General features: G+C 42.3%; 19 protein-coding genes. 4 read left to right on the top strand and 15 right to left on the bottom strand.

What is annotated here, in order from left to right:
• Window positions 1-160 precede the first annotated feature (160 nt).
• Window positions 161-331: a hypothetical protein gene (locus tag KCTCHS21_RS30790; protein WP_157993937.1), complete on the bottom strand. Its 171-nt coding sequence runs from the start codon at window positions 329-331 to the stop codon at window positions 161-163.
• A gap of 129 nt (window positions 332-460) precedes the next feature.
• Here KCTCHS21_RS30790 and KCTCHS21_RS03635 point away from each other — a divergent pair, with 129 nt between their 5' ends.
• Window positions 461-793, top strand: a complete 333-nt coding sequence (locus KCTCHS21_RS03635; protein WP_130605171.1) for a helix-turn-helix domain-containing protein — start codon at window positions 461-463, stop codon at window positions 791-793.
• A gap of 9 nt (window positions 794-802) precedes the next feature.
• On the opposite strand, the gene mutT is transcribed toward KCTCHS21_RS03635, so the two are convergent.
• The 11 genes from mutT to KCTCHS21_RS03580 form a co-directional block, all read right to left on the bottom strand.
• Window positions 803-1,195, bottom strand: coding sequence for an 8-oxo-dGTP diphosphatase MutT (gene mutT, locus KCTCHS21_RS03630; protein WP_130605170.1), 393 nt, complete (start codon window positions 1,193-1,195; stop codon window positions 803-805).
• Between the two features lie 12 nt (window positions 1,196-1,207).
• On the bottom strand, window positions 1,208-4,369 hold the full coding sequence (locus KCTCHS21_RS03625) for a DEAD/DEAH box helicase (protein ID WP_130605169.1): 3,162 nt from the start codon (window positions 4,367-4,369) through the stop codon (window positions 1,208-1,210).
• Between the two features lie 43 nt (window positions 4,370-4,412).
• Window positions 4,413-5,288, bottom strand: a complete 876-nt coding sequence (locus tag KCTCHS21_RS03620) for a phosphorothioated DNA-binding restriction endonuclease (RefSeq protein WP_130605168.1) — start codon at window positions 5,286-5,288, stop codon at window positions 4,413-4,415.
• Window positions 5,289-5,704: 416 nt separating this feature from the next.
• Window positions 5,705-8,512 carry an S-layer homology domain-containing protein gene (locus KCTCHS21_RS03615; protein WP_130605167.1) on the bottom strand — a complete coding sequence of 936 codons (2,808 nt, stop codon included), beginning with the start codon at window positions 8,510-8,512 and terminating at the stop codon, window positions 5,705-5,707.
• Between the two features lie 137 nt (window positions 8,513-8,649).
• Window positions 8,650-9,276, bottom strand: a complete 627-nt coding sequence (locus KCTCHS21_RS03610) for a hypothetical protein (protein ID WP_130605166.1) — start codon at window positions 9,274-9,276, stop codon at window positions 8,650-8,652.
• A 139-nt stretch (window positions 9,277-9,415) separates the two neighbouring features.
• Window positions 9,416-9,946: a hypothetical protein gene (locus tag KCTCHS21_RS03605; RefSeq protein ID WP_130605165.1), complete on the bottom strand. Its 531-nt coding sequence runs from the start codon at window positions 9,944-9,946 to the stop codon at window positions 9,416-9,418.
• A 20-nt stretch (window positions 9,947-9,966) separates the two neighbouring features.
• Entirely contained in the window at window positions 9,967-10,464 is a 498-nt protein-coding gene (locus KCTCHS21_RS03600; RefSeq protein ID WP_130605164.1) for a hypothetical protein, read from the bottom strand.
• A 120-nt stretch (window positions 10,465-10,584) separates the two neighbouring features.
• On the bottom strand, window positions 10,585-11,742 hold the full coding sequence (locus tag KCTCHS21_RS03595; RefSeq protein WP_130605163.1) for an MFS transporter: 1,158 nt from the start codon (window positions 11,740-11,742) through the stop codon (window positions 10,585-10,587).
• Window positions 11,743-11,929: 187 nt separating this feature from the next.
• Complete coding sequence (locus tag KCTCHS21_RS03590) at window positions 11,930-13,228, bottom strand: family 43 glycosylhydrolase (protein ID WP_197726501.1); 1,299 nt, start codon at window positions 13,226-13,228, stop codon at window positions 11,930-11,932.
• A 199-nt stretch (window positions 13,229-13,427) separates the two neighbouring features.
• Window positions 13,428-14,183: a glycosyltransferase gene (locus KCTCHS21_RS03585; RefSeq protein WP_232058059.1), complete on the bottom strand. Its 756-nt coding sequence runs from the start codon at window positions 14,181-14,183 to the stop codon at window positions 13,428-13,430.
• A gap of 12 nt (window positions 14,184-14,195) precedes the next feature.
• Window positions 14,196-14,780, bottom strand: a complete 585-nt coding sequence (locus KCTCHS21_RS03580) for a TetR/AcrR family transcriptional regulator (protein ID WP_130605160.1) — start codon at window positions 14,778-14,780, stop codon at window positions 14,196-14,198.
• A gap of 256 nt (window positions 14,781-15,036) precedes the next feature.
• On the opposite strand from KCTCHS21_RS03580, the gene KCTCHS21_RS03575 reads away from it, so the two are divergent.
• Window positions 15,037-15,717: a hypothetical protein gene (locus tag KCTCHS21_RS03575; protein WP_130605159.1), complete on the top strand. Its 681-nt coding sequence runs from the start codon at window positions 15,037-15,039 to the stop codon at window positions 15,715-15,717.
• A complete protein-coding gene (locus KCTCHS21_RS03570; protein ID WP_130605158.1) occupies window positions 15,707-16,138 on the top strand; it encodes a toxin-antitoxin system TumE family protein in 432 nt (143 codons plus the stop codon). The genes KCTCHS21_RS03575 and KCTCHS21_RS03570 overlap by 11 nt, the downstream gene beginning before the upstream one ends.
• Before the next feature lie 67 nt (window positions 16,139-16,205).
• Here KCTCHS21_RS03570 and KCTCHS21_RS03565 read toward each other — a convergent pair whose 3' ends face one another.
• The gene (locus tag KCTCHS21_RS03565; protein ID WP_130605157.1) at window positions 16,206-16,811 is read right to left on the bottom strand and encodes a TetR/AcrR family transcriptional regulator; all 606 of its coding nucleotides are present in this window, start codon (window positions 16,809-16,811) and stop codon (window positions 16,206-16,208) included.
• Between the two features lie 228 nt (window positions 16,812-17,039).
• Here KCTCHS21_RS03565 and KCTCHS21_RS03560 point away from each other — a divergent pair, with 228 nt between their 5' ends.
• A complete protein-coding gene (locus tag KCTCHS21_RS03560; RefSeq protein WP_130616328.1) occupies window positions 17,040-18,533 on the top strand; it encodes a DHA2 family efflux MFS transporter permease subunit in 1,494 nt (497 codons plus the stop codon).
• Between the two features lie 528 nt (window positions 18,534-19,061).
• Here KCTCHS21_RS03560 and KCTCHS21_RS03555 read toward each other — a convergent pair.
• A complete protein-coding gene (locus KCTCHS21_RS03555; RefSeq protein WP_130605156.1) occupies window positions 19,062-20,201 on the bottom strand; it encodes a toxic anion resistance protein in 1,140 nt (379 codons plus the stop codon).
• Window positions 20,202-20,222: 21 nt separating this feature from the next.
• A complete protein-coding gene (locus tag KCTCHS21_RS03550; RefSeq protein WP_130605155.1) occupies window positions 20,223-21,911 on the bottom strand; it encodes a vWA domain-containing protein in 1,689 nt (562 codons plus the stop codon).
• Window positions 21,912-21,915: the final 4 nt, after the last annotated feature.

The raw sequence follows: 21,915 nt of genomic DNA, 5'->3' as shown, positions 1-21,915 counted from the left end.
CCTCAACTTTGGACCCTTTAACACTTCCTCTACCTCAAATTATAGCTAGCCCACCGCTCCTTGCTTAGTTCCAACTTCTATGGGTGAATGCCAAAAAAAGGTACTACTTGGTGTAGTACCCTGCTGAAATCTACATGCTACTTAAGGCTATAATGCTGCTTTAGATCGGCGTATTCAATACTTTCACACCATCATCTGACAATTCACCAATCAATAATTTCTCGTAATTGTTAGCCTGTTCAACTAATGATATCAACTCCTCCTTACTCTTGGATTCCTCCGATAATGCTTCGTATCTCTTCGTTAAAATTTCACTAATCCATTTGTTCATGCATATCACTCCTTGTTTCACCTCGGAATAATAGTAAATTAACCTAATGAGATTAATATTGATCTTATAGTAGGGTTATCCAATCATCTAGTTTTGTCTACACTTCTTATTAGGAGCGTGGACAATGATATGCAAGAATCCATTTATCAGTTGATCGGTGTGCGAGTGGGCAGCATTAGAAAGGCAAAAGGACTAACCCAAGAGCAGCTTGCTGAATTAGCTAGTACCTCCCATTCATACATTGGCGATCTTGAGAGGGGCGAGAGGAACGTTACGCTTCAAAGTCTAGAAAAAGTTTCCGAAGCTCTTGGAGTCAATTTCTTCGAGTTGTTTAATAACGGGAAACTTCCAGATATAGAAAAGAAAAACTCGACAATCCGGAAGATTGTCGAGTTACTTGTGGATAAAGAGGATGCGGAAATTGAAAAAGCGTTTAATGTTTTGAATGCTTTGTTCAAATAGATTGGTGGACTACGATAGATCTCTGTCTATCAGCCAATCCACAAAAGGAACATCAGCAGGAGCCCACTCATACTCTCGAAGCTCTTCGCGCTTCGACCAACGATAATCGTCGTGATCGACTAGCCTTATTTCGCCATGTGAATATGTAGCCAGATAAGCAATTAGCTTGATCTGAACCGTTCCATAATCATGCTCGTTTTCCCCGAAATAAGAGTAAGGCGAGATCTCGATCCCCATTTCCTCTTGCAGCTCTCGAACGAGGCACGCTTCCGGCGACTCGCCAGGCTCCAGCTTCCCTCCGGGAAATTCCCATAAACCTTCTTGGGACTTCCCCTTTTTCCGCCTCGCAATTAATATTCGTCCTTGTCCGTTCTCAATAATGGCCGCTGCCACTTCAATCATTCGACTCACTTCCTACACGATAACTTTATTTGCAGCCGGCACCATCGCTGGAGGCATATCTACTTTTAATCGCCAGACGAAGCTCATCGGCTTATTTCCCTCATGCTTTATATATTCCGCCTCACCTAGAAAAACAAACGGAGAAGTATAGTTATTCTCTTCTTTATACTCCCGAACGAACAAGGCGATCCGCGATCCCATCTGCTTATGATGAATGTATCGCTGCGCCGTCTTGGAGTCCTCCGACGTCCGGCTCTGCGTCTGCCAGTGAAACAATCGCTCATTGATCGCATAGTCTTCGTATAGCGTAGAGGGCGAGAAATCCTTATCTGACTTGTTTAAGGTAATAAAGAAGATGTCAGTCATTTTATCTTCAAAGTACTTTACGCCTTCCCGGAAGCTCGGTGCCTTTTCTTCGTTCCAGTAGCCAAACGCGGCTAAGATCTGATCCATGGAGTAGCTACAATGGATGTCGAGTGGGCATGTAAAAGGGAACTCATTAGGCCTGTCCACGAAGTCGAGATGCGTTAGCTTGTACTTCAAGATTTCGATGACTTCTTCGCGAAAAGCGGGATAGGCAAGTGTAGTTTGAATCGCCCCATCCACGTCAGCAAATCCATGTTTGGCCGGCTCGGACCGATAAAAAGTATAATAAAAAACATTCAGCATCAGCCGCTCCTCTTCCGAGCGCGGGGGAACACCATTCTCAAGATAAGTCAGGAGGAACTTTATCAGCCTCCGAGAATTCAAGTTGAGGAGGGCTGGAACTCTTTTGGCGACAAAGTCGGAGTTACTCCATGAGTATCCCTCTCGAGCTTCCGCAACACCCGCTTCTTCTTTAAGACCATTAAATGTTCGATTCCCATTTCTTCCACCATATAACTCGTACAAGCTTAGTCCATGATAACGCACGAAATTTGCTAACGAGAGATCTAATCCAGTATCTCCCTCAAAATATTTGATCTTATGAATCAAGCTTCTACGATTTGTTATCGCTTGTTTCAGGTTACGAAGGATATATGCTTTTGTCTGTTTCTCCAATTGAATAAAGCTACCTCTGGGCAGACTTGAAAATCCATTCTCAACATAGTGCTGAACGGAATGCTTCGTGTGACCAATTAATGCTCGGTACTTATCCTGAAAGTTGTAGTCCTGATGGGCTTGTCCGATAAAATCAAGCACGGTTAGGCACTCTTTCCCTTCTGCAAGCCTCAAGCCACGCCCTAATTGTTGGAGAAATACCGTTAAACTCTCCGTGGGCCGTAGGAATAGAATCGTATTGACCGCCGGAATATCGACTCCTTCATTATATAGATCCACTACGAAGATCATTTTGATCTCGCCACTCGTGAGCCGGGCTTTTGCTTGTCTACGGTCATCGTCGCTCGATTTACCATGAAGCGCAATGGCAGGCAATCCCGCTTCCTCGAAAACTTTAGCCATATAGATGGCATGATCAACGCCGACACAGAATCCAAGCCCCTTGACTTGCTCCATATCAGTAACGTACTTCTTCATACTGTTCAGGATCTGCATGACCCGGATTTTATTATTCGTGTATAAGTTTTCGAGCTCAGCAAGATCGTACCCACGTCGCGACCACTTCACCTGAGAGAGATCGACTTGGTCAGTCACGCCAAAATATTGAAATGGACTAAGTAGCTTCCGGTCGATTGCATCCGTGAGGCGGATTTCGGCTGCAATCGTATCCCCAAAGTAACCAAGCACGTCTTTGCTGTCCATCCGTTCCGGCGTTGCGGTTAGTCCTAGCAGAATCTGCGGCTTATAGTAGGAGAGCAGTTTTTGATAGGAAGGAGCTGCTGCGTGGTGAAACTCATCCACAACGATGAAATCGTAGAACTCAGATGTTGTGTTGTCCGTAAGCCTCATAGAATTAAAGCTCTGAATGCTGATGAACAGATGATCCAAGCCTTGTGCTTGGTTGCTGCCCACATGTAGCTCGCCGAAGTTTAAGTCCTTTATGATATAGCGGAAAGTATCCCGGCTCTGTCTCAGAATTTCTTCCCGATGAGCGACAAACAGCAGTCTCGCTTGTGGTCTTTTCTCGGCAAATCTCTTGTAGTCGAACGCCGACACGACGGTTTTACCCACACCCGTAGCGGCAACGACTAGATTATTAGTACGTCCATATAATGTTCTTTGGGCTTCTAGCTTCTCGAGAATTTCTTTCTGGTAATCGTAAGGCGTAATCTCGAACGGAAAATAAAGCGAGCCCTGCGCACCGGATTTGTTCGGTAGGAGGGCTTGCTTAAGCAGTTGTTCGTGCTCGGTGTCGGACGGTGTGAAGCTACGGAATTCCCGATCGTTCCAGTAGCTCTCGAACGTCGCCTCGATTTTCTTCAGGACATCATAAGAGTCCTTCTCCGTCACCTTAAGATTCCACTCCAGACCACTTGTGAGAGCGGGATTAGACAGGTTAGAGGAGCCGACATAAGCAGTAGTAAATCCGGTATCACGTTTGAACACATACGCTTTCGCATGCAGTCGTGTCCGATCTGTATCGTATGAGATTTTGATTTCAGTGTTGGGCAGCTTACTCAGCTCGATGATCGCTTTATAGTCGGTCGCTTCCATGTACGTCGTCGTGATGACACGGAGTTGACCTCCATTAGAAGTAAAGGTTTCTAGCTGTTCCATGAGAATGCGAAGACCGCTCCACTTGATGAACGAGACGAGAAAATCAATCCTATCGGATGTAACGATCTCGTGCTTTAACTCATGCAGCATATTCGGCTCGGAGTGAGAGCCAGTGAATAAGGAGCTTTGGGACAAGGGAGTCGCCGGACGAATGATTTTCTCATTCTTGAAGGAGCGAATGTGATTGATTTTGGAATAGATATACGTCAGTACTTCGCCCTGCTCGTCCAGCTTCAGCAAGTCGCACTCTTCCTGTCCAAGGCTGCCCTTCAGCGTCGATATCATCTCGTTACAGGTTTGGACTTGAGCTAAAATAAGCTCCTCGTCATTGTTAGTCTGCTCACGCACCATCTTCAAGGCTCTACGAGTTACAAGACCGATGTAGTTGGATAGCAGCTTACGCGCTTCTTCGACATCAAGCTTTTCTTTGCCGATCTCGAATGAGGATGTATCTAAGTTAGTCAGTTGATTAGCCGTAAGTTGGTTGATTACTTGCTCATAGAGGCCTTGTTTCATTGGGGGAAGTCCCCTCTCTTTATTGTCGCATCTATATAATGATCTATCCATCATTAACTCTATATCTTGCCGGTCCTCTAAATACTTCCCGAACATGCCATTCAATAAAGCTTTCTTTGGGCTGATATACCGGACGTATTGGAGAACGGATTGTTTTTCCATGATATCTCATGAGCCACTCCTCGAAACCTTGTGTTCCATGCGCCTCTTCCGCAACAAGCACTTGCCTATCCCCCGTAATGGTGAATACTCCTCGGTCAAATAGTTTGTGATGGAGGGAGCATAGAGCAACCCCATTTTCCTCAATATCCGGTCCGCCAGCTTGATGCCATTGAATATGCGCAGCATCAACTGCAATCAAATTATGACCCAGTCTAACGTTAAAGCCGCATATTGCACAGCTAAACTCGTAAGCCTTTAATATCTTGTTTCGAAAATTAGGGTCTCTTCTTCGATTTGTAACCCATGATAGTTGAAGACTCAATTCCTCCGTTATGTCCTGATGCATAGTCTCAGGAAAATGATCATTAAGCAGTTGCTCAACTACTTCTTGAATGAGCTTTCCGTTTCCCTTTAATAAACTAAGCACCGCATCAGAAAAGCCTCCAACAGCGTGATCAATAATAAGCTGTTTTTCGAAAATTTGACGTTTATTTATTGGTATGTTCAGATTCCAGATGCCATCTGTCGTCAACCTTACGAATGGTTCCGCCGGATGGTAGGACTTTCTCATAGGACCGAACTCAAAGAGAAGCTTTCTTATTTTCATTCGAATCTCTTCGTAGGGCAAAAGAGTAACGTTTTGTTGAAGCATACTCAAAGCATACAAAAGAAGCAAAGGTTTATGTGGCGCCCTTTGCCCGTTCTTTTTCCATATCGACAAGTTCGAGATTTTCTTTTTTAATTCTTCAGCATTCATTTATCATACCTCGAGAATAACCGACATTAAGCGTGCTTAAGTATATAAGTTCTCTGCCAATTTAGGAATGCCTGCATTTTACATTATAACCACAGAGCTTTTTACAAAATTTACTCTATTAAAAAAATAACTGCTTATGATCGTTGTTCATTTCGCCACAAAAAATGGTATTATAAAATTAAATAAGGAAATGTTATACATATAGTTTGAGAGCATAGGTGAAATAATGGGTAACATAGAATTCTGACAGAGATAGTAACACTATAGCTTACCTACTTTAAGAGCGGATTAAGTCTTTGAAGGTTTACACTGGCTCAAATATAAAAACAGCGGTAGTCTTGGACAGATTAAAGTCCTAGGCTACCGCTGTTTTATGGTACTAACGTTAGAATGCATATAAAATGATATTATTTCTGTTATCTGATACTTTCATTAATAAATTTAGCAATATCATCTGCCGTATTTAGAGTCGATCGACTCTTATATCTTAATAACTCCCCTTGATAATCTGATAAATAATCAGAATAAGCAATATCTTCTCCTGCGGCAGTGTTTAAATCATTTATTGTAATTCTTGATACAGAAGCGGTATCCGTAGCTGCCCGGATCTTTGCAATAGCATCCAATTGCGCTTGCCCCGGTTGCCTATAAACATAAATTGTGTACAAGGTTTCATCTTGATACTCAGGATATACATAAACCCTAATTTCATTGGTACGCCCTTCTTTTAGATTAAATGTAGCATCATCATTATCAAATTCTATCTCAGCCTTCTCATTTATCGCCGTAGCAGTTACTTTTGTACTTGTAACGGTATTCGATACGGTTGCTGTGTATTGCTTTATATCGGGAGAGAATGGTGAGTTAAGTGTCACTCCACTTAAACTTAGAGAAGCTAGTCTATTATCATCTTCTTGGAGGTTTATACGATTTACCAAATCAGCGATTTTACCCGACGTGTCCAATGAGTTAGGAGCTGCGTTAGCAATGGCGATTTTATATTGTGACACAAACTCATCAACAGCTGTCCCTAACCTTGTAACTTTGTTTAGTTCTTGGACAAGGGTGGATTCGTCTCTTAAAGTAATTTTCGCTATAGCATCCGCTTGTTCAGTAGTTTCCCTATACACATTAACCTGGTATGTTCTATAGTTTCCACTTTCCGAATGAGAGTAAATTTGGATCCAATTATTCCCTTCATTAAGTTGAGCTATTCCATTAATAACATCAGCATCGAAGGTTACATACCCGTTAGGATGCATCGATGTAGACGTTATGGTTGTGTTGGATACATTATTAGGGACACTAGCCGTTTGATACCAATCATCCGGTGAGAATGCAGGGCTGAGTGTGGCTCCGCTTAAAACCAGATTACTTAGACGTGTTTCCTCGATTTTAAGGACAATTGGTTCCAAAATAGTTAGTCCATCTGCCTTAACTGGACCAACTTCATCACCATAGTACTGATAAAATCCGCTTGGTACATAGATATACACTTCATCACTATCTGGAACATCGTAGAATTCAAAAGATCCGTCGTCTGCTGTTAATGTTTGCAAATCATAATCGGATTTTCCACTATCATCGTATAAGTTTACAAGGTACGAACTAATTGGGTTGCCGCTTGTATCTTTTAGATATCCCCTAACTAGATTAAAGTACATAAAAGATGCCGAAGCGTCGGTTGTAGCGTTTGCTGTTACTGTGTGATTAGCTGGAGTAATCGTTCTATCCATGTAGCCTTCTTTTACGAACTTCAAATAAAATTGGCCAGCAGGAACATTGCTGATCGAATATTTACCATCGTCATCTGTGACCACAGTGTCCACTAAAGTGCCGCTATCTTGAACACCTGCGTACACGCTTACGGCTACGCTAGCGAGCGACTCATCGTAAAAGTTATTAGTGTATACAGTTCCTATTACAATTCCCTTTTGCGCTACAGGAGATGTTGGCGTGCTTGGATTAGTAACTGGACCAGAACCAGGTACTACAGTTCCTCCAACGATTTCCGTTGGCTGGTTTTCAAACGTTGTTTTGGAGTCCTTCCCCAGCACTGCTTTGATTATTTTTCCTTTTCCGGATACCGTTACATCTGTATCTGTTTGGAATATATCAATCGTTGTCCCATCAGGCAATTCAATCTTCACTTTGTCTCCAAGAATGCTCACCTTGCCGAATTTACCTATTAATACGACAACTGAACCAGCAGGCAAATCCTTATTCAAGATGATATCGCCGAAGCCTTGACCCGTCGTGCCTTCTTCTTGAATGATTGCAGCCGAAGAAGCTTCGACTAATTCAATTACTGTTGAACCCTCAGCAACCAAACGTACTTGCTCTAAAGCCCTGATAATAATTTTACCCAATTTTGAATCCTTGAAATGAAGACTGTTTGCTCCCCCACCATTTACGGTAGTCTCGCCTTTGACGGTTACGTTAGTTAAGAAGGCGTCTCCTTTACCAATACCGGCTGCGAATAACAGCTTGCCATTAATAACTAAGTTTTGTAAGGTTACACCTGCTACGTTAATAGTAACATCGCCATTAATGGTTTCCGTTCCTGTTGCTGGGCCGTAAGTTCCTGCTTTGTTGTAAGCTGTCACTTTAGCTGCAGCCGCGCGATCTAAGGTTGCCACCGCTTCTGCACGTGTAATAGATTTGTTTGGCTTGAAGCTATTGTCGGTGTAGCCCTTCAAAATCCCTTTAGCAACGGTAGCATTCACGGAAGCTTTCGCCCAAGATGCGATAGAGCCAGAATCAGTAAAAACCGCAGTTGCGCTTTCCGTTGAAGAAAGGCCAAGAAGACGATCCACGATAGATGCCGCTTCTTGTCTCGTAATAGGCTTGCTTGCGCCAATAGTGCCGTCCTCATAACCTGTTATGTAGGCCGCTTTTACTGCTTTTGCAACCTCCGAGTATACCCAAGTTCCTGTTTTAACATCACTGAATGAGATGGCTGTCTCTTCTGTGAACCCGAAAGAACGATTAATCAAAGTAAAGAATTCTGCTCTTGTAATTTGATTCTCCGGTTTGAAGCTCCCATCCTCATAACCTTTAATAAATCCATTATCAATCCAAGTAGATATCTGAGCTTCTGCCCAGTGTCCCTTAATGTCCGATGTCACGGCTGTCGATGCGCCATAAGCTACACCAACCGATGTAAAGAGTAGAGATACAATCATTACATATGAAACGAACTGCTTAAAAATCTTATTCTTCATAACTATTTTCCTCCTATAATTGTACTTGAGCCAAACGTAATCCTATCACACCCCAATGACCGCAAAATGACAAACTTCATCAAAAAGAGCCTATAAACATAAATTTATAGGGATAATTGACTAAATTTATTATTTTTTTACCAGATCCTCGCCCAAGGAATAAATCTTAGTACTAAATCAATTACAAGAGCACCAGGAAGCTCATAAGCATATTCAGCTCCAGCAGTATTCGGAATGGCTAGAACCCAAAGCCGGTATGATAATTTGAATAGAAATCTTTGAAGTGATTCTTTACGGAACACATACCAACTATAAACAAGGAAAACAAGGGATACGATAAAAATAAATGCATTTCCTTGTCGTTCATGGTATTGGTCATAGGTAGCCGTTACCAGACTGCCCGGTGGATAATATTCTTCGCCCGGTGAAAGTATTCTTTGATTGTTTGAATAAGCTTGAACACCGAACACAATGTCGCCATTCTTATCGTACGTCATTAGAAATCCTGAGTGGTTTACATCTTCTACTGTATAAACGTTCCCGCCAGGATAGGTGACAAGGTATGTTTCCTTATTTTCCGTTGATTTCAGCTTTTCCAGTAAATAAGTATCCTTTTCTATCTGTAATTTTTTTATATCTCCACTGTTAATAATCCGGATCGGCTTACCGAACCAAGCTGAATAATTAGTAATCAGAGTAGATTCTACAGATTTTTCCGAATACTTTTTGACATCTATAGTCCGTCGCTCCTTGCTGAGTTCCAACTTTTAGAGGTGAATGCCAAAAAAAGGTACTATGTTGTTTAGTACCCTACTTGTCCCAGAATAACATTCAACATGCAACTAACCGGCACCATGCGGCACCGGCTGGTTATATTTTATACTACAGAAAAGACTAATCAGTTCATTTTCGATAAAACGGAACACTAACAGTCGGGGTATACTTCTCATTATTTTCATTCATATACTTTACAGTATTGTCGGGATTGTCTTGTAATAAGTAGATGCTTTTGACGACTCTATTGCCTGCATCATAGTATGCCAAGTAGTAACGTTTACTTCCAATGGTATAACTGATGTAAAATGCTGAATCATCTTTTTCAAAGCTGGATGGCTTTGCATTTGGAGGAAGTAGTTTATGTATCTCACTGTTATCGTTCGGGATTCTCTCGAAGCTTAGTGTCTCAACGGAAAACCGCTCTCCATATTGTTCAAATAATTGCTTCCATACAGTAGTATTATTTCGTTCTTGCTCAGTGATGTATACCTCCTCCTTCAGAGTGGATACAATCATACGCTCTATAATCCGAACATATTCACCTTCACGTTCTCTGTAATTGTGCTGGTTACTTTGCTTGCTTTCTAACAGATAAAAGATAAATGAGAGTATTAGAGCAACCACTACAACGAGGATGACACGATATCTAGTTTGCAAAGCTATCCCCCCTGTTTAACTTACCTATTATTATTGATAAATTTATTAATCCTACGAATGACCTTCTGATCTCCATCTCCTTGTAACGTTGCAGTTGCACCCCAATACACATCGTCCTCTTGGTTCGGGTTATATAGCCAACCATTTAAGTCGTTAACGATTTTGTCAGCGTAGCGAATAGCCTTAACACTCTTCTTTTGTTTTGCAATAGCCACTAAATCGATGACCTTGTGAATATCCTCAGCCACAACCTCAAGGCTAACGTGAATGCTTAGTTCTGTTAAGAATGATACGTTCAAATAGGGACTTTCATAAAATTCATCCCAATGCGCTTCAATATATTGTCCCCACACTAAATAATCAGTGTTCCCTGCTCCTACTAAATGGTTAAGCTCTATATGGAGTTGTTCCATTTTATCCCTTGTTGATTCCTCTTCATGCATATTCATTCCAAGAATCGAAACATACTGTCTATTTGGCTTTTCAATGCTGTTTTCAATGCTCTTTTCTACGCTCATCGTAATCATCAAGCCAATAATAACTACAGCCGTAACAGCAATGACGCCAAATAATTTCCTTATGATATAAGATCCATCCTTATTTAACCATTTTTTGTTTCAACAATATAACGTAATCGGCTATGAGTTAGTTGCGGAGCTTTCCCCAACAGTTTGCTGGTAATGCCTAGTCGAGATATACAAAACACACGCCGTCGCACAAAGACAAAATAGAATGAAATAGAGGAAGGGAGCACCCCAGTGATCTACGATCATGCCACCCATCGCATTGCCGACGATCCCGCCAATCCCCCACGTTACAGCAGCATGTACGGTTTGCAATGTTGCACTCGTTCCTTCGGTCGCGTAGCTTTGTACGACTTCTACAGCTGTTCCTGCAATAAATGCAAATGCGACCCCATTCATAAGTTGAACGCCAAGCGTTAAATAGACATCTGAGAAAATAAACAGAGTGAAGTACTGAATGCCATAAATCGCCGCAGCCACGCAAAGTAATTGATATCTGCCTATTTTCCGGCTAAGCTTAGTTGCTACCCAGAACATTGGAACCTCTATAATGGCAGCAATCGCAAAAGCGCTACCGATCCAGCTTTTATTAAAGCCCATTTCCTTAAAGTACAGCGGCAAAAAACTCAAGTTAATCGTCGCAGACATTATTACCAGCATGCTAGTAAAAACAAATATCATAAAGCGTTTATTCCGAATAACCTCCCCCATCTGTCCGAATAACGTCATTTTTCTCCGAGTAACCTTGGTTGCAGGCAGAAATAGAAGTACTACGCAGATGGTTAAACTCACGATTAAATAGTATATAAATATATTGTTATATCCGAATTTATCGTAGAGAATGCCAGTAGTGAATGTCCCCACCGCATAGCTTAACGCTCCCCACAGTCTCACGCTACCAAAGGTGAAGCCTTGTTTACTAGCGATCTCCACAGACATCGCATCGCCAATGGGTCCAGCAGAGGACTGAAACCATGCAAAAAAGAGTGATAAAACGAGAATTCCAAACAAACTCTCTACCATATTAAATCCCATTCCAAGCAGAGGAGCCGCTATTGCGCATATCATCAATATTTTCCGCGGATTGTTGATTCGATCATTGATCATCCCCATAACAGGTTGCGCAACGATACTTACCAAAGCCCATAAGGATAAGATGAGTCCAACCTGCGTGAGAGTAAAGCCCCTATCGCTAAAATATAGACTCGTATACGGCATAAGTACGGACATGCCCAAATAAAAGAAAAAGTAATAGCTAGCTAATGTCTTCAACGATGTCTCTCCTCAAATGTTACGGTTGTTTCCATTCATCATAACATCTCTGCTTCCAACAAATAATCCCTTTTTTAATAGAATAGAAAGAGCCCAAACGCCTGAGGCAATGGGACTCTTCCGATAATATGCGATGAAACTACATTCTATGAATAGCAATAAAAGCTTAATCTTTTCCCAAACGTTTTTAATCCAGAAATGGGGTGACGGTAATGCTTGCAACACTAATTCCGCCCCTACCACCTGAAAGTCTAATACTATTATTATTGCCGGGCTGCAACGAAACCGTAATACTTGCAATGCCGGTAAATTCAGCTGGACCACCGGTTGAAAGAGCGTTGAGTAAGGACCAGTCTATATCATTGACCATGAGGTGCAATTTAGCTAGACGCTCATCTGTTGCGTAAGCAATGTTAATCGTCGCTCGGCCGCCATTAGCACCATCGACATGATCGAATTGACTATAAGAGCCTGCGAGATGCAAATCGTGGATAAAACCTTCCCCCTGCTCATTAGTTGAGACTTTCGCTCCTCCGCCTACAGTACTATTTTCAGCGGAATAGGTTGTTTCCAATGGATTTGGAGTAGGAGCAGCCCCAACCGATCTGACGCCTTCCTTGGTCTGTACGACCGTTTGGATTGTTCCATCTTCGTTAAAATGTAAATAATCGATACATACGCTTCTTAAGTTGCCTTGGCCCGAAATGTCCTGATTATGATAGAACAGATACCATTGTCCCTTATATTCCGTCACAGAGCCATGGGTAGTGGAACAGCCTGTCGGTTCTAGGAAGATCCCCCTATATGTCCACGGTCCAAGCGGATTCTCACTTGTCGCATACCTCATACGGTTATGATTATCTAGATTATCTGCATAGGTCAAATAATAGATGCCAGCTCTCTTAAAAACCCATGCCGCTTCATGAAAATCCTCTAGCCCTTCCATCTCACGCATCTCGCCCTTAATGGAAATCATATCATCGTTAAGCTCTCCACCTGCGCACTTACTGCCGCCACCATAATACATATACGCTCGCTCATCCTCATCCACTAGCACGCACGGATCAATCATGGCAAATCCGCCAAGCCCCGGGATGTAGCCCCGATCGGTAAAGCCACTAGCCGGGCTATCGCTTGTCGCTACCCCCATTTTCCAAGTGTCGTTCCAGCTTGAACCGCTAGGATGCGGGTAATAGAAATAGTAAGTCCCATTCTTATACGCACAGTCGGGCGCCCACATGAAGCCACCCTCCGGTCTACCCCAAGCCACATCGTCCGAGCGGAGAATTTCACCCTCGTCCACCCAGTTCACCATGTCCTCCGATGAGAAGACATGATATCTATCCATTAGATCGCAGCCTCTAGCCGGGTCCATATCATGTGAAGCATAAATATAAACCTTACCGTCCTCCCAGACATGAGCTGAGGGGTCGGCTGTAAATATCGTTGTAATTAAAGGGTTCATGGATGTTACCTTAGTGCTCATAATCATAATCCTCCTGTAAAACTTGATTTTAAAAATGTCTACTTCAGAATAACCCGTCACACCAATGTGTCGCCATGAGACGATATTAAACAATATAGTCAATTCAAAAATAACTTTTGAAAGATGACTTTGCGGACAAAAAAGAACCGTTCAGCATGTACCAAGTGCTGCAGCGGTTCGGGAGCTCGTAGCTATTCATTTATCTTTTTTGATCCTCATAGTAAGCGAGATCTGCGGCTTTTCGATTTTTCCCGCCAGTCCAGTAGCCCACTATAATTTTGGGATTTCTAAATATTGCCCAGTCACCCAACGTGTCGAACTTCCTGGTTGAAGTAAACAAAGCTGCTTTCTTGATTGCCCCGAACATTTTCCCCTGCTTCTTCCCCCACTGCTTCAAGCGCTTCGCGAAATCCGCGTCCTCTGTCATAAGCATGCTCTCATCAAACCCGTGGATGGCTTCGAAATCCTTTTTATAACACCAGAACATCCCAACGGCAATGTTACCGTATTTGAGCATAAGTGGGAGCAAGATAACGAGTGCCGAAGCAATAATACCCAGAGAGACCCGTTCAAATTTCATATTGCCTGCCCCACCGCCAATATATGTACCTGTCTTTAAGAGGCGGTCAATCTCCAGCAGCATATTATCTCCCATCCAGCTATCGGCATCAATGGTGACAATGATCTCTCCTCTTGCTGCACGTACCCCTGTGTTTCGGATTATGGACAAGTTCTTACTATCTTCCGTAATCGTTACACAATGGTATGACTCGGCAATCTGCTGGGTCTTATCCGTACAACGATTGAGAACGACAATGACTTCAACAGTGCCTTGGAAAGAAGCAGCTGCTTTCTGAATGGAATCTAGACATCTTTGAATATATTTCTCTTCATTATGAGCCGGAATAATAACAGTCAAATCCACATGAGCTTGCTCATTAACCCCAATAAACATACACATGCCCTCCTATGGTCTAATACCATCTAGTAGAAGCGTTGTTGCTTTATGGAATAGAGGCTTCATAGCTTCTTTACTCAGGAAAGCATTGCTATCACCCAGGCCCGAGTAGAAGCTTAATATGATGAATGCGAGCTCCTTAGGGTCCTCTTGCTTAAATTCACCTGAGGTAATGCCTTCCTTAATAAACTCTTCGAAATTATTCATGTACTCGCTAATAATTGTGATGAATTTCTGCTGGGTTGCTTCATTAGCGGCATTTTTCAAAAATTCCTCCGCAGCCTTCGACAGCGGTCTATGCATAGTATCTACAAAATAATCAGCAAATGCGTAAAGCTTCTCAATCATAGTTGTATACTTCGCAGCCAATGAAACCCACTGATCCCATGACGTTGTAAATGCCTGTTCCGTTAAGTATACAAAGAGCTCTTCCTTATTCTTAAAATGATGATAAATAGCTCCCTTACTGCATTGCACCGCATCGCAAATATCTTGGATCGAGGTTGCCGCATAGCCCTTTTGTGCGAACAGAGCTTTGGAAATGTCTACAATCCTATCCTTTGTAGTCCCTTCTATCTTGTCATCCTGTTTCACTCTCTTCCTCCGATCTTTAGCGACATACCGAACGTTCGGTATGTATAATGTATAATTTTAACAAGATAGATGTCAATGTCTTGAGGTAATAATTTGCAGATCTGTAACATTTGAATGGGGATTATTCTAATTCATTCTTGAGGTATACACGGTTCATCATTTGATTAAATTGATAATAGGTATTTAAGTTTACTTTTCGTTTGGTTTAAGTTTAGTTGTAGTTCAGCTAACTATTTGTTATGATGGGGGTGAGGTGATGTTTGTGATAACTTACGAAGATCGCAAAATTGTTGAGAATGAGATTTCTCGAGATATTGAACTTAATCCGCAATATGGAATAGCTGCTTTTAAGTTCATTTACAATTTATTAAATCAAATACATCATTCTGATCTGTTAGCCCAACATTTTAACCCCTATATCAATCTGAATACATTGGACAGTCTTACTCCGAAGCAATTATCAGATGCCTTTAACCAATTACTTCAATTAGCCTTTGAATCTTCAACGGAAATTGAAAAACCCCTCTTGTATACAACTGGACAAATAGCCACTTATTTTGGAGTCTCGACAACGACTATCAATAATTGGTTACGTGATAAACGTATTTTATTTCCTAGCATGGATGATAAACAGTCTTTTAAACAGGCTAGAATTCCCATCACTGCTATTTATCGATCAACTAATGGTAAGGAAACAGTTATTCGCGAGGTAATTCAAGAATATGAGTATCAGAAGTCACAAGAGCCTGTGTATGATGAAGTCGAACGAATGAAAAACCTCGTTCAGCTTCTATTAACCTTCGAATCCAAATATAACGGTAAGTACGAGGAAGTTGTGTCGCGCATAGGAGACCCAAATTCTTCTGACGATTGGAAATGGACTCGTGATGCCGATGAATGGCGTTATGTTATGAAGGAGATAACAGGTGATCGGTAGACCACGTAGTAATCTTGAGCTAATTAAACGAGAGCTTGGCCACGGGTTATTGGGGGATATCCACTTAAGCGACCGTTCTGGTCAGCATTCAACTATTTATTCACTTAGAGCTACAATCCCATTCCTCGATGGTTCACTCTTATACATAACCGAATATACAAACAAATCCGGTATAATCAATAAATATTATTATGATTGGGAAGATGCAAACGGCTACATAAAAGCCCAATACCACAGCGAGCCCCATGAATTAGACAAACGATATCAGACTGCAACCGAGCCCTATCATGTGCATCCGCCTAAAAATTCTATTCTATCCAACATGGATCGCTTCCCAAATTATGCTCACAAAGATTTATATTCTATAGTTGAAGGAATCATTATTTTCTCAATTATTCCCTCACGTTCTGCAATAGAGTAAAAAACTCACTCATAAATATGTTTCCTCTGCCCCAACCTAAAGTGGTTGGGGTATTTTTCAGGATTAATCACTCCAGTAGTTGTAAGTTCTTAAGCTTAAACGTAGCCAGTAGAGAAAGCTGTTTGGCGAGATAAACCGGCGTGTAGGGCATGTCATTGCGAAGCCAAAAAATAATTGTACCGATGAAGGCCGAGGAGCCGTACCAGATTATGATATCTTGCGGAATGCTTGCCGCTAAAGAAGAGGCGGATTTTTCTCGACTCTCGACTCTACCAGTAATCACTTCAACCATTAGCTTCTGAAGACGTTCGGTAAAGACCGGTATACGTTTGGAAGAGAGCAGCGTCTTATAAAAATTCGCATTTTCTGCAATATACTCAAGTAATTTGACCAGTCTGGACCAATCGAGATCTGTAGAGCTAGATTGATTCGGAATACTGTGATAGATAGTTCGAATGTCATTAATCATTTCATCTGCCATCTTCTCCAGCATGTCCGGAATGTCCCTGTAATGAAGATAGAAAGTGACACGGTTAATGGTAGCCCGCTCTGTAATTCGATTTACAGTTATTTTCTCAAGCTCAATCTCCTGAAGAAGCTGGATAAATGCATCTCGAATCAACTGCCGCGTGCGTAGCACACGCGGATCCGTACGTGGTGTTTTTGTTGGCATGGATTTTCAGTTCCTTTCTTCTTAAAATTCTTAACGACACATACCTTGCTATTTGTAATTTATTTTTCGCATAGACTACAGATTCCGCTCAACCGTAAACTAATAAACATTTTTCAAAAAGCTGTTGCTTGTGAAAAAGAAGCGAGATGAATATAATTTTTTACATTGAGTTTAGTATACAACAAAGTGTTTATTAGTTTAACAATGAATTTGAAGGGATTGAGCATGATGAGTAGCAATTCAGCATTTGACATCGGATCTATTAAGAAAGGCCCCCTGTTGTTTGTAATGATTCTAGGGGCGTTCATCGCCGTTCTGAATCAAACCATTATGAGCGTTGCGCTGCCAGAGCTAATGGTCGACTTTAGCATTGCAGCATCAACGGCACAATGGCTAACAACCGGCTATATGCTGGTTAATGGGGTACTTATTCCGATAACTGCATTTCTAATGCAACGGTTTACTACACGTGAGCTGTTCCAGAGCGCCATGATTTTATTTCTCGGAGGAACAATTGTTTCGGCAGTTGCCTCCAATTTCGACATTTTGCTAGTTGGTCGTTTGATTCAAGCAGCCGGTGCTGGTATTATCATGCCGCTACTGATGACTGTCATTCTAACCGTCTTTCCTGCAGATAAGCGGGGAGCCGCTATGGGAATGGTCGGTTTCGCCATTATTTTCGCCCCTGCTATCGGGCCTACAATCGCGGGTTATGTCATTGAGCATTATTCCTGGCGCACTCTGTTCTATGGAATGATTCCGTTTGCCATTCTTGTTATTGCTGTCGCCTTTTTCTATCTGAAAAATGTTTCGGAACGAAGCTATCCCAAGCTTGATATCTGGGGTGTCATTCTCTCAACAATCGGGTTTGGAGCTTTGCTTTATGGCTTCAGTAGTGCAGGAAGCAAGGGATGGTCAAGCTGGGAAGTCATTATATCTCTCGCTGTAGGTGTTGTCTCCCTCATTTTGTTTGTCTGGCGACAACTCATTTCCAAAGATCCACTTCTTGATCTCAGAGCGTTCAAGTACAGCATGTTCTCCCTGACGACTGTAATCAATATTGCGGTTACGATGGTTATGTATGCAGATATGATGCTGCTTCCACTGTACCTGCAAAGCGCACGTGGATACACAGCTCTGGAATCTGGACTATTGATGCTCCCTGGCGCGCTTCTGATGGGGTTCATGATGCCGATAACAGGAAAACTGTTCGATCGGTTTGGAGCAAAATGGCTGTCCATTATCGGGATGATTATTACAATTGTGACTACAATTGGCTTCGTTAATCTAACTGATTCTACTAGCTATACTTATTTACTTCTCATGTCCACAGGACGGCGCTTCGGGATGGCAATGTTCCTGATGCCGATCACTACGGCGGGTCTGAACCAACTGCCTAAGAGACTGTATGCGCATGGTACAGCCATTTCCAACACTATCAAGCAGGTTGCAGGTGGAATTGGTACCTCTCTACTTGTTACGATTATGATGACCAGCACCAAAAATCATCTTCAAGATATGATGGCATCAGGCGGGGATTCTTCCAAGGAGCATATGATGATGGAGGCGTCTATTCAGGGTATTAATGATGCGTACCTTGTCATTATCGGGATTGGAGTTGTCGGACTGCTGCTTTCTATCTTCATTAAACGTACGGGGCAGGTTGAGGAAGACGAAGAAACCGGAGTAACCCTAAACAAAACAAAGGCTCGGCAATCGTAGACTCGAAAAATAAAGAGTAAAAAAACGCCAATCCATAGCCTCGTATGAGGTTTGTGGATTGGCGTTTTCTATCAGCCACTCTGGCAGCTTTTGTGAGGAGTTGCGCAGCGGCTCCTTCTAATTCCCGCCACTCAGGCAGCTTTTGCGCAGAGTTGCGCGGCTTCTCCTACTAACTCCCGCCACTCAGGCAGTTTTAGTGCGGAGTTACGCGGCTTCTCCTACTAATTCCCACCATTTAGGCAGTTTTGTGCGGAGTTACGCGGCTTCTCCTACTAATTCCCGCCACCCAGGCAGCTTTTGCGTAGAGTTGCGCGGCTTCTACTACTAACTCCCGCCACTTAGGCAGTTTTGTGCGGAGTTACGCGGCGGCTCCTTCTAATTCCCACCACTTAGGCAGCTTTTGTGAGGAGTTACGCGGCGGCTCCTTCTAATTCCCACCACTTAGGCAGTTTTGTGCGGAGTTACGCGGCGGCTCCTACTAACTCTCGCCATTGGCTCTTGCCCCTCTTTTCAGAGGAAACCCCGCTATTACAGACCCAGCTTATGTCCTCTTTCTAGACGTTGAATCTGCTTCTCGCCATTATCAGCCATTTCGCGGAACTGAATGATTGTATCACGCATTTTAGGCAGGGCTTCCTGCTTGTAGGTGCTAATAGAATCCAAGGCAGACAGCACATCTGTAAAGGCTTGTTTCAATGTCTCTACCGAGACAGTCGCTTGAAGTGATTGCTTATGAATCTCTGCGCCTTGATTTTTCAGCATTCTAGAAGTGCTGGCGATCAGATCATTCGTGGTTTGATTGAGAAGCTCAATCTTTTTCAATACAATCTTCTGATTGTAGAGAGCACTAGCTACAGTAACGGAAATCTTCAATGCCGATATCGTAACATTCTTAGCTCTGTCTACTCCGCGAATCAGCTCTTTATTGTTCCTAATGACCACTTCAATGGCCATAATCCCCTGTTGGTTGACTACGAGCATCTGCTGCAGGTCCATAACCCGCTGGCGCAGAGGGAACAGTACTTCTTCGGTAATGAACCTGATCTTATCAGGACTTTCATTACGTTGTTTGGCAGCTTCAATCTGTGATTCGATTGACTCATCCATTAATGCCCCAAGCTGAATTTCCTTTTGAAGCTTTTTGGTCAAGTCACGAAGCGTCTGTTGCTCGATCTCCAGAGTGGTATTATCGTTCTTAAGAGTCAATTTACCTTTATCCAAAGAGACAACAATATCTGCAATGACTCCATCGGCTTTTTGATACCTAAGGAAGTAAGCACGAAGTGGATTAAACAGCTTGCCAAGCAAACCGGTCTTAGCAAAATCTATTACACTCGGATCCAAATCCTTGAGCTGCGTATGCAGAGCAGCAAGGCCCTTAGCTACCTGACCGCCCTCATCTCCCGTTTTGGAGAGGTTGCCTACGGACACTTGAAGCAATGTATTTTTATCAGAGGATGATTTCATTGTATTTAGGCCGAACGTGTCAATCGATTGTAGTATTTCTTTCCGCTTCTCGAGTGATTCAACATCTAGCCCCATGATCGTGGCTACATTCGATTCCGCTACCTCTTTAAGCTTGGCAACCTCCTCGGGTACAGGCTTTACCTCTTCCTCAATGGCTACCTTTATCTCTTCTGGACTTGCTACTTCCATCGAAAATGACATCTGAATCCTCCTCTAATTTAGTTACATTTGAGCATTAAACAAGTTTCCAATCTTATAGACAACATCATCTGTATCTGCATTAATACTAGCTGCCTCGTTAATACTCGAAATACTTTGAAGTGCTTTAATGTTGGCATTATATCCGATAGTGTAGATTGGAGTTTTGTAGGTCTCAATTAAGCTCTTAATGTCCTTAAGCTCGTAGCCCTCATTCGTTTCACCATCGCTCAAGACGAAGATGACTGGTTTAATATTGGGATTAGCAACTAACTCATCTTGAAGCATTTTCAATGCTACAACAATTCCATCAAAGGTAGCCGTACCGCCACCAGCTTGAAGGCTGTTCACTGCACCAACGAACATGGACTGGTGATTAGTGTCGTATTTCCCAATAGGCAAATTAATCGTGACATCACTAGAATACGAAACAAGACCGATACTATTGTCCTTGCCTAAATACTTTTGACCTTTTAACAGTGACTCCTTCAAACGGTTCAAAGGTTCACCACCCATGCTACCGGATACATCCGTTACAAACACAGCAGCAATAGGTCTATTTCCATTTTTCTTTTCTTTCCAAATCTTCTGCGCTGAAGATAAAAGGTTACCGTCTACTGTAGTCAGCTCCGACTTGTATTCCTCAAGGTTATTGAAGCCTTTTTTTAGCCCTAATTTTTGATACTTTTCTTGAGCAACAAATTCTGCAAACTTCTTAATGATATCTAGCTTTGCTTGAGATACATCACCTAAAGCGTACAACGGGCTATCATGCCTCACACCAAAAGGGGTGAAAACATAACCACTCTTCAAATCCGCCGCATTGAAATAAGTTTGATATTCCAAAACAAATCCGTCTAGCATGCCCGATTTAGCCGCATCACGCATTTGTATCGTTGTAGACGCAATAAAAGGGACATTGGCTTGAAACTTTTCAAACCCCTGAACAGCTTTCTCTCCCAAAATATTAGAGCTGTCAAAAGTATTAAGAGCTGTTACGAGAAAATTTAAGCCCGTAGAGCTGGCAAAGGGATCTGTATATCCCATAGAAAACTCATTATTAGATATGGCTTCCGTAATGGTTTTGACATTTACCGATCCGTATTTATCCACTAAAACATCGTATTTCGCTTTGGATATAACAATTCCGGGTACATTTCCGACGAGACGATTAGTAACAAGCTGAGTCTTCACCCCACTTGCTTTAACCATTTCACCCCATAATTCATTTGAAGGCGTGTAAGCGTCTGGCACATACTTACCCGATTTAATATAATCAGCGGCTGTACCTGAAGCAATATTACGAAGCTTAACAGAAACAGGTTTTCCATCCACAACAATATTGGCCTTGTTAAACTCCGTTGCTACTTCCGTCAACCAACCGTCAACACCAGTCCCTGCTTTTTCGATAGAAGAAAAGATTTCTACAAAATTATTGGTCGTGTTATCAACAGTTATTGGGAACTTAGATATATCTGGCAACGAATTCGCTACATCAACAGGATCAAGGTCTATCTGACCCTTAATTGGTGTGTCCTGCCTTACTGAAATATTGGAGTATAGCTTGTTTAATCGCTTACCTGCGTCTTCCGAGTTTACTTGATTTTTTGTTTTCCCCAAATTGGTAGTTAGATTGACCCCCACGTATACAATAGCGAATACTAGAAGAACGAGACCACCTGTTAGTAGGAAAAATTTACTTTTCTTTGCCATCCTT

Source organism: Cohnella abietis (assembly GCF_004295585.1).
GTDB lineage: Bacteria > Bacillota > Bacilli > Paenibacillales > Paenibacillaceae > Cohnella > Cohnella abietis.
This window is presented reverse-complemented; position numbering and strand designations above follow the sequence as displayed.

Bases quoted from the DNA above. Each gene is read 5' to 3' on its own strand.
- KCTCHS21_RS30790 (WP_157993937.1), bottom strand. From the start codon at position 331: ATGAACAAATGGATTAGTGAAATTTTAACGAAGAGATACGAAGCATTA.
- KCTCHS21_RS03635 (WP_130605171.1), top strand. From the start codon at position 461: ATGCAAGAATCCATTTATCAGTTGATCGGTGTGCGAGTGGGCAGCATT.
- mutT (WP_130605170.1), bottom strand. From the start codon at position 1,195: ATGATTGAAGTGGCAGCGGCCATTATTGAGAACGGACAAGGACGAATA.
- KCTCHS21_RS03625 (WP_130605169.1), bottom strand. From the start codon at position 4,369: ATGAAACAAGGCCTCTATGAGCAAGTAATCAACCAACTTACGGCTAAT.
- KCTCHS21_RS03620 (WP_130605168.1), bottom strand. From the start codon at position 5,288: ATGAATGCTGAAGAATTAAAAAAGAAAATCTCGAACTTGTCGATATGG.
- KCTCHS21_RS03615 (WP_130605167.1), bottom strand. From the start codon at position 8,512: ATGAAGAATAAGATTTTTAAGCAGTTCGTTTCATATGTAATGATTGTA.
- KCTCHS21_RS03600 (WP_130605164.1), bottom strand. From the start codon at position 10,464: ATGAGCGTAGAAAAGAGCATTGAAAACAGCATTGAAAAGCCAAATAGA.
- KCTCHS21_RS03590 (WP_197726501.1), bottom strand. From the start codon at position 13,228: ATGAGCACTAAGGTAACATCCATGAACCCTTTAATTACAACGATATTT.
- KCTCHS21_RS03585 (WP_232058059.1), bottom strand. From the start codon at position 14,183: ATGTTTATTGGGGTTAATGAGCAAGCTCATGTGGATTTGACTGTTATT.
- KCTCHS21_RS03575 (WP_130605159.1), top strand. From the start codon at position 15,037: ATGTTTGTGATAACTTACGAAGATCGCAAAATTGTTGAGAATGAGATT.
- KCTCHS21_RS03565 (WP_130605157.1), bottom strand. From the start codon at position 16,811: ATGCCAACAAAAACACCACGTACGGATCCGCGTGTGCTACGCACGCGG.
- KCTCHS21_RS03560 (WP_130616328.1), top strand. From the start codon at position 17,040: ATGAGTAGCAATTCAGCATTTGACATCGGATCTATTAAGAAAGGCCCC.
- KCTCHS21_RS03555 (WP_130605156.1), bottom strand. From the start codon at position 20,201: ATGTCATTTTCGATGGAAGTAGCAAGTCCAGAAGAGATAAAGGTAGCC.
- KCTCHS21_RS03550 (WP_130605155.1), bottom strand. From the start codon at position 21,911: ATGGCAAAGAAAAGTAAATTTTTCCTACTAACAGGTGGTCTCGTTCTT.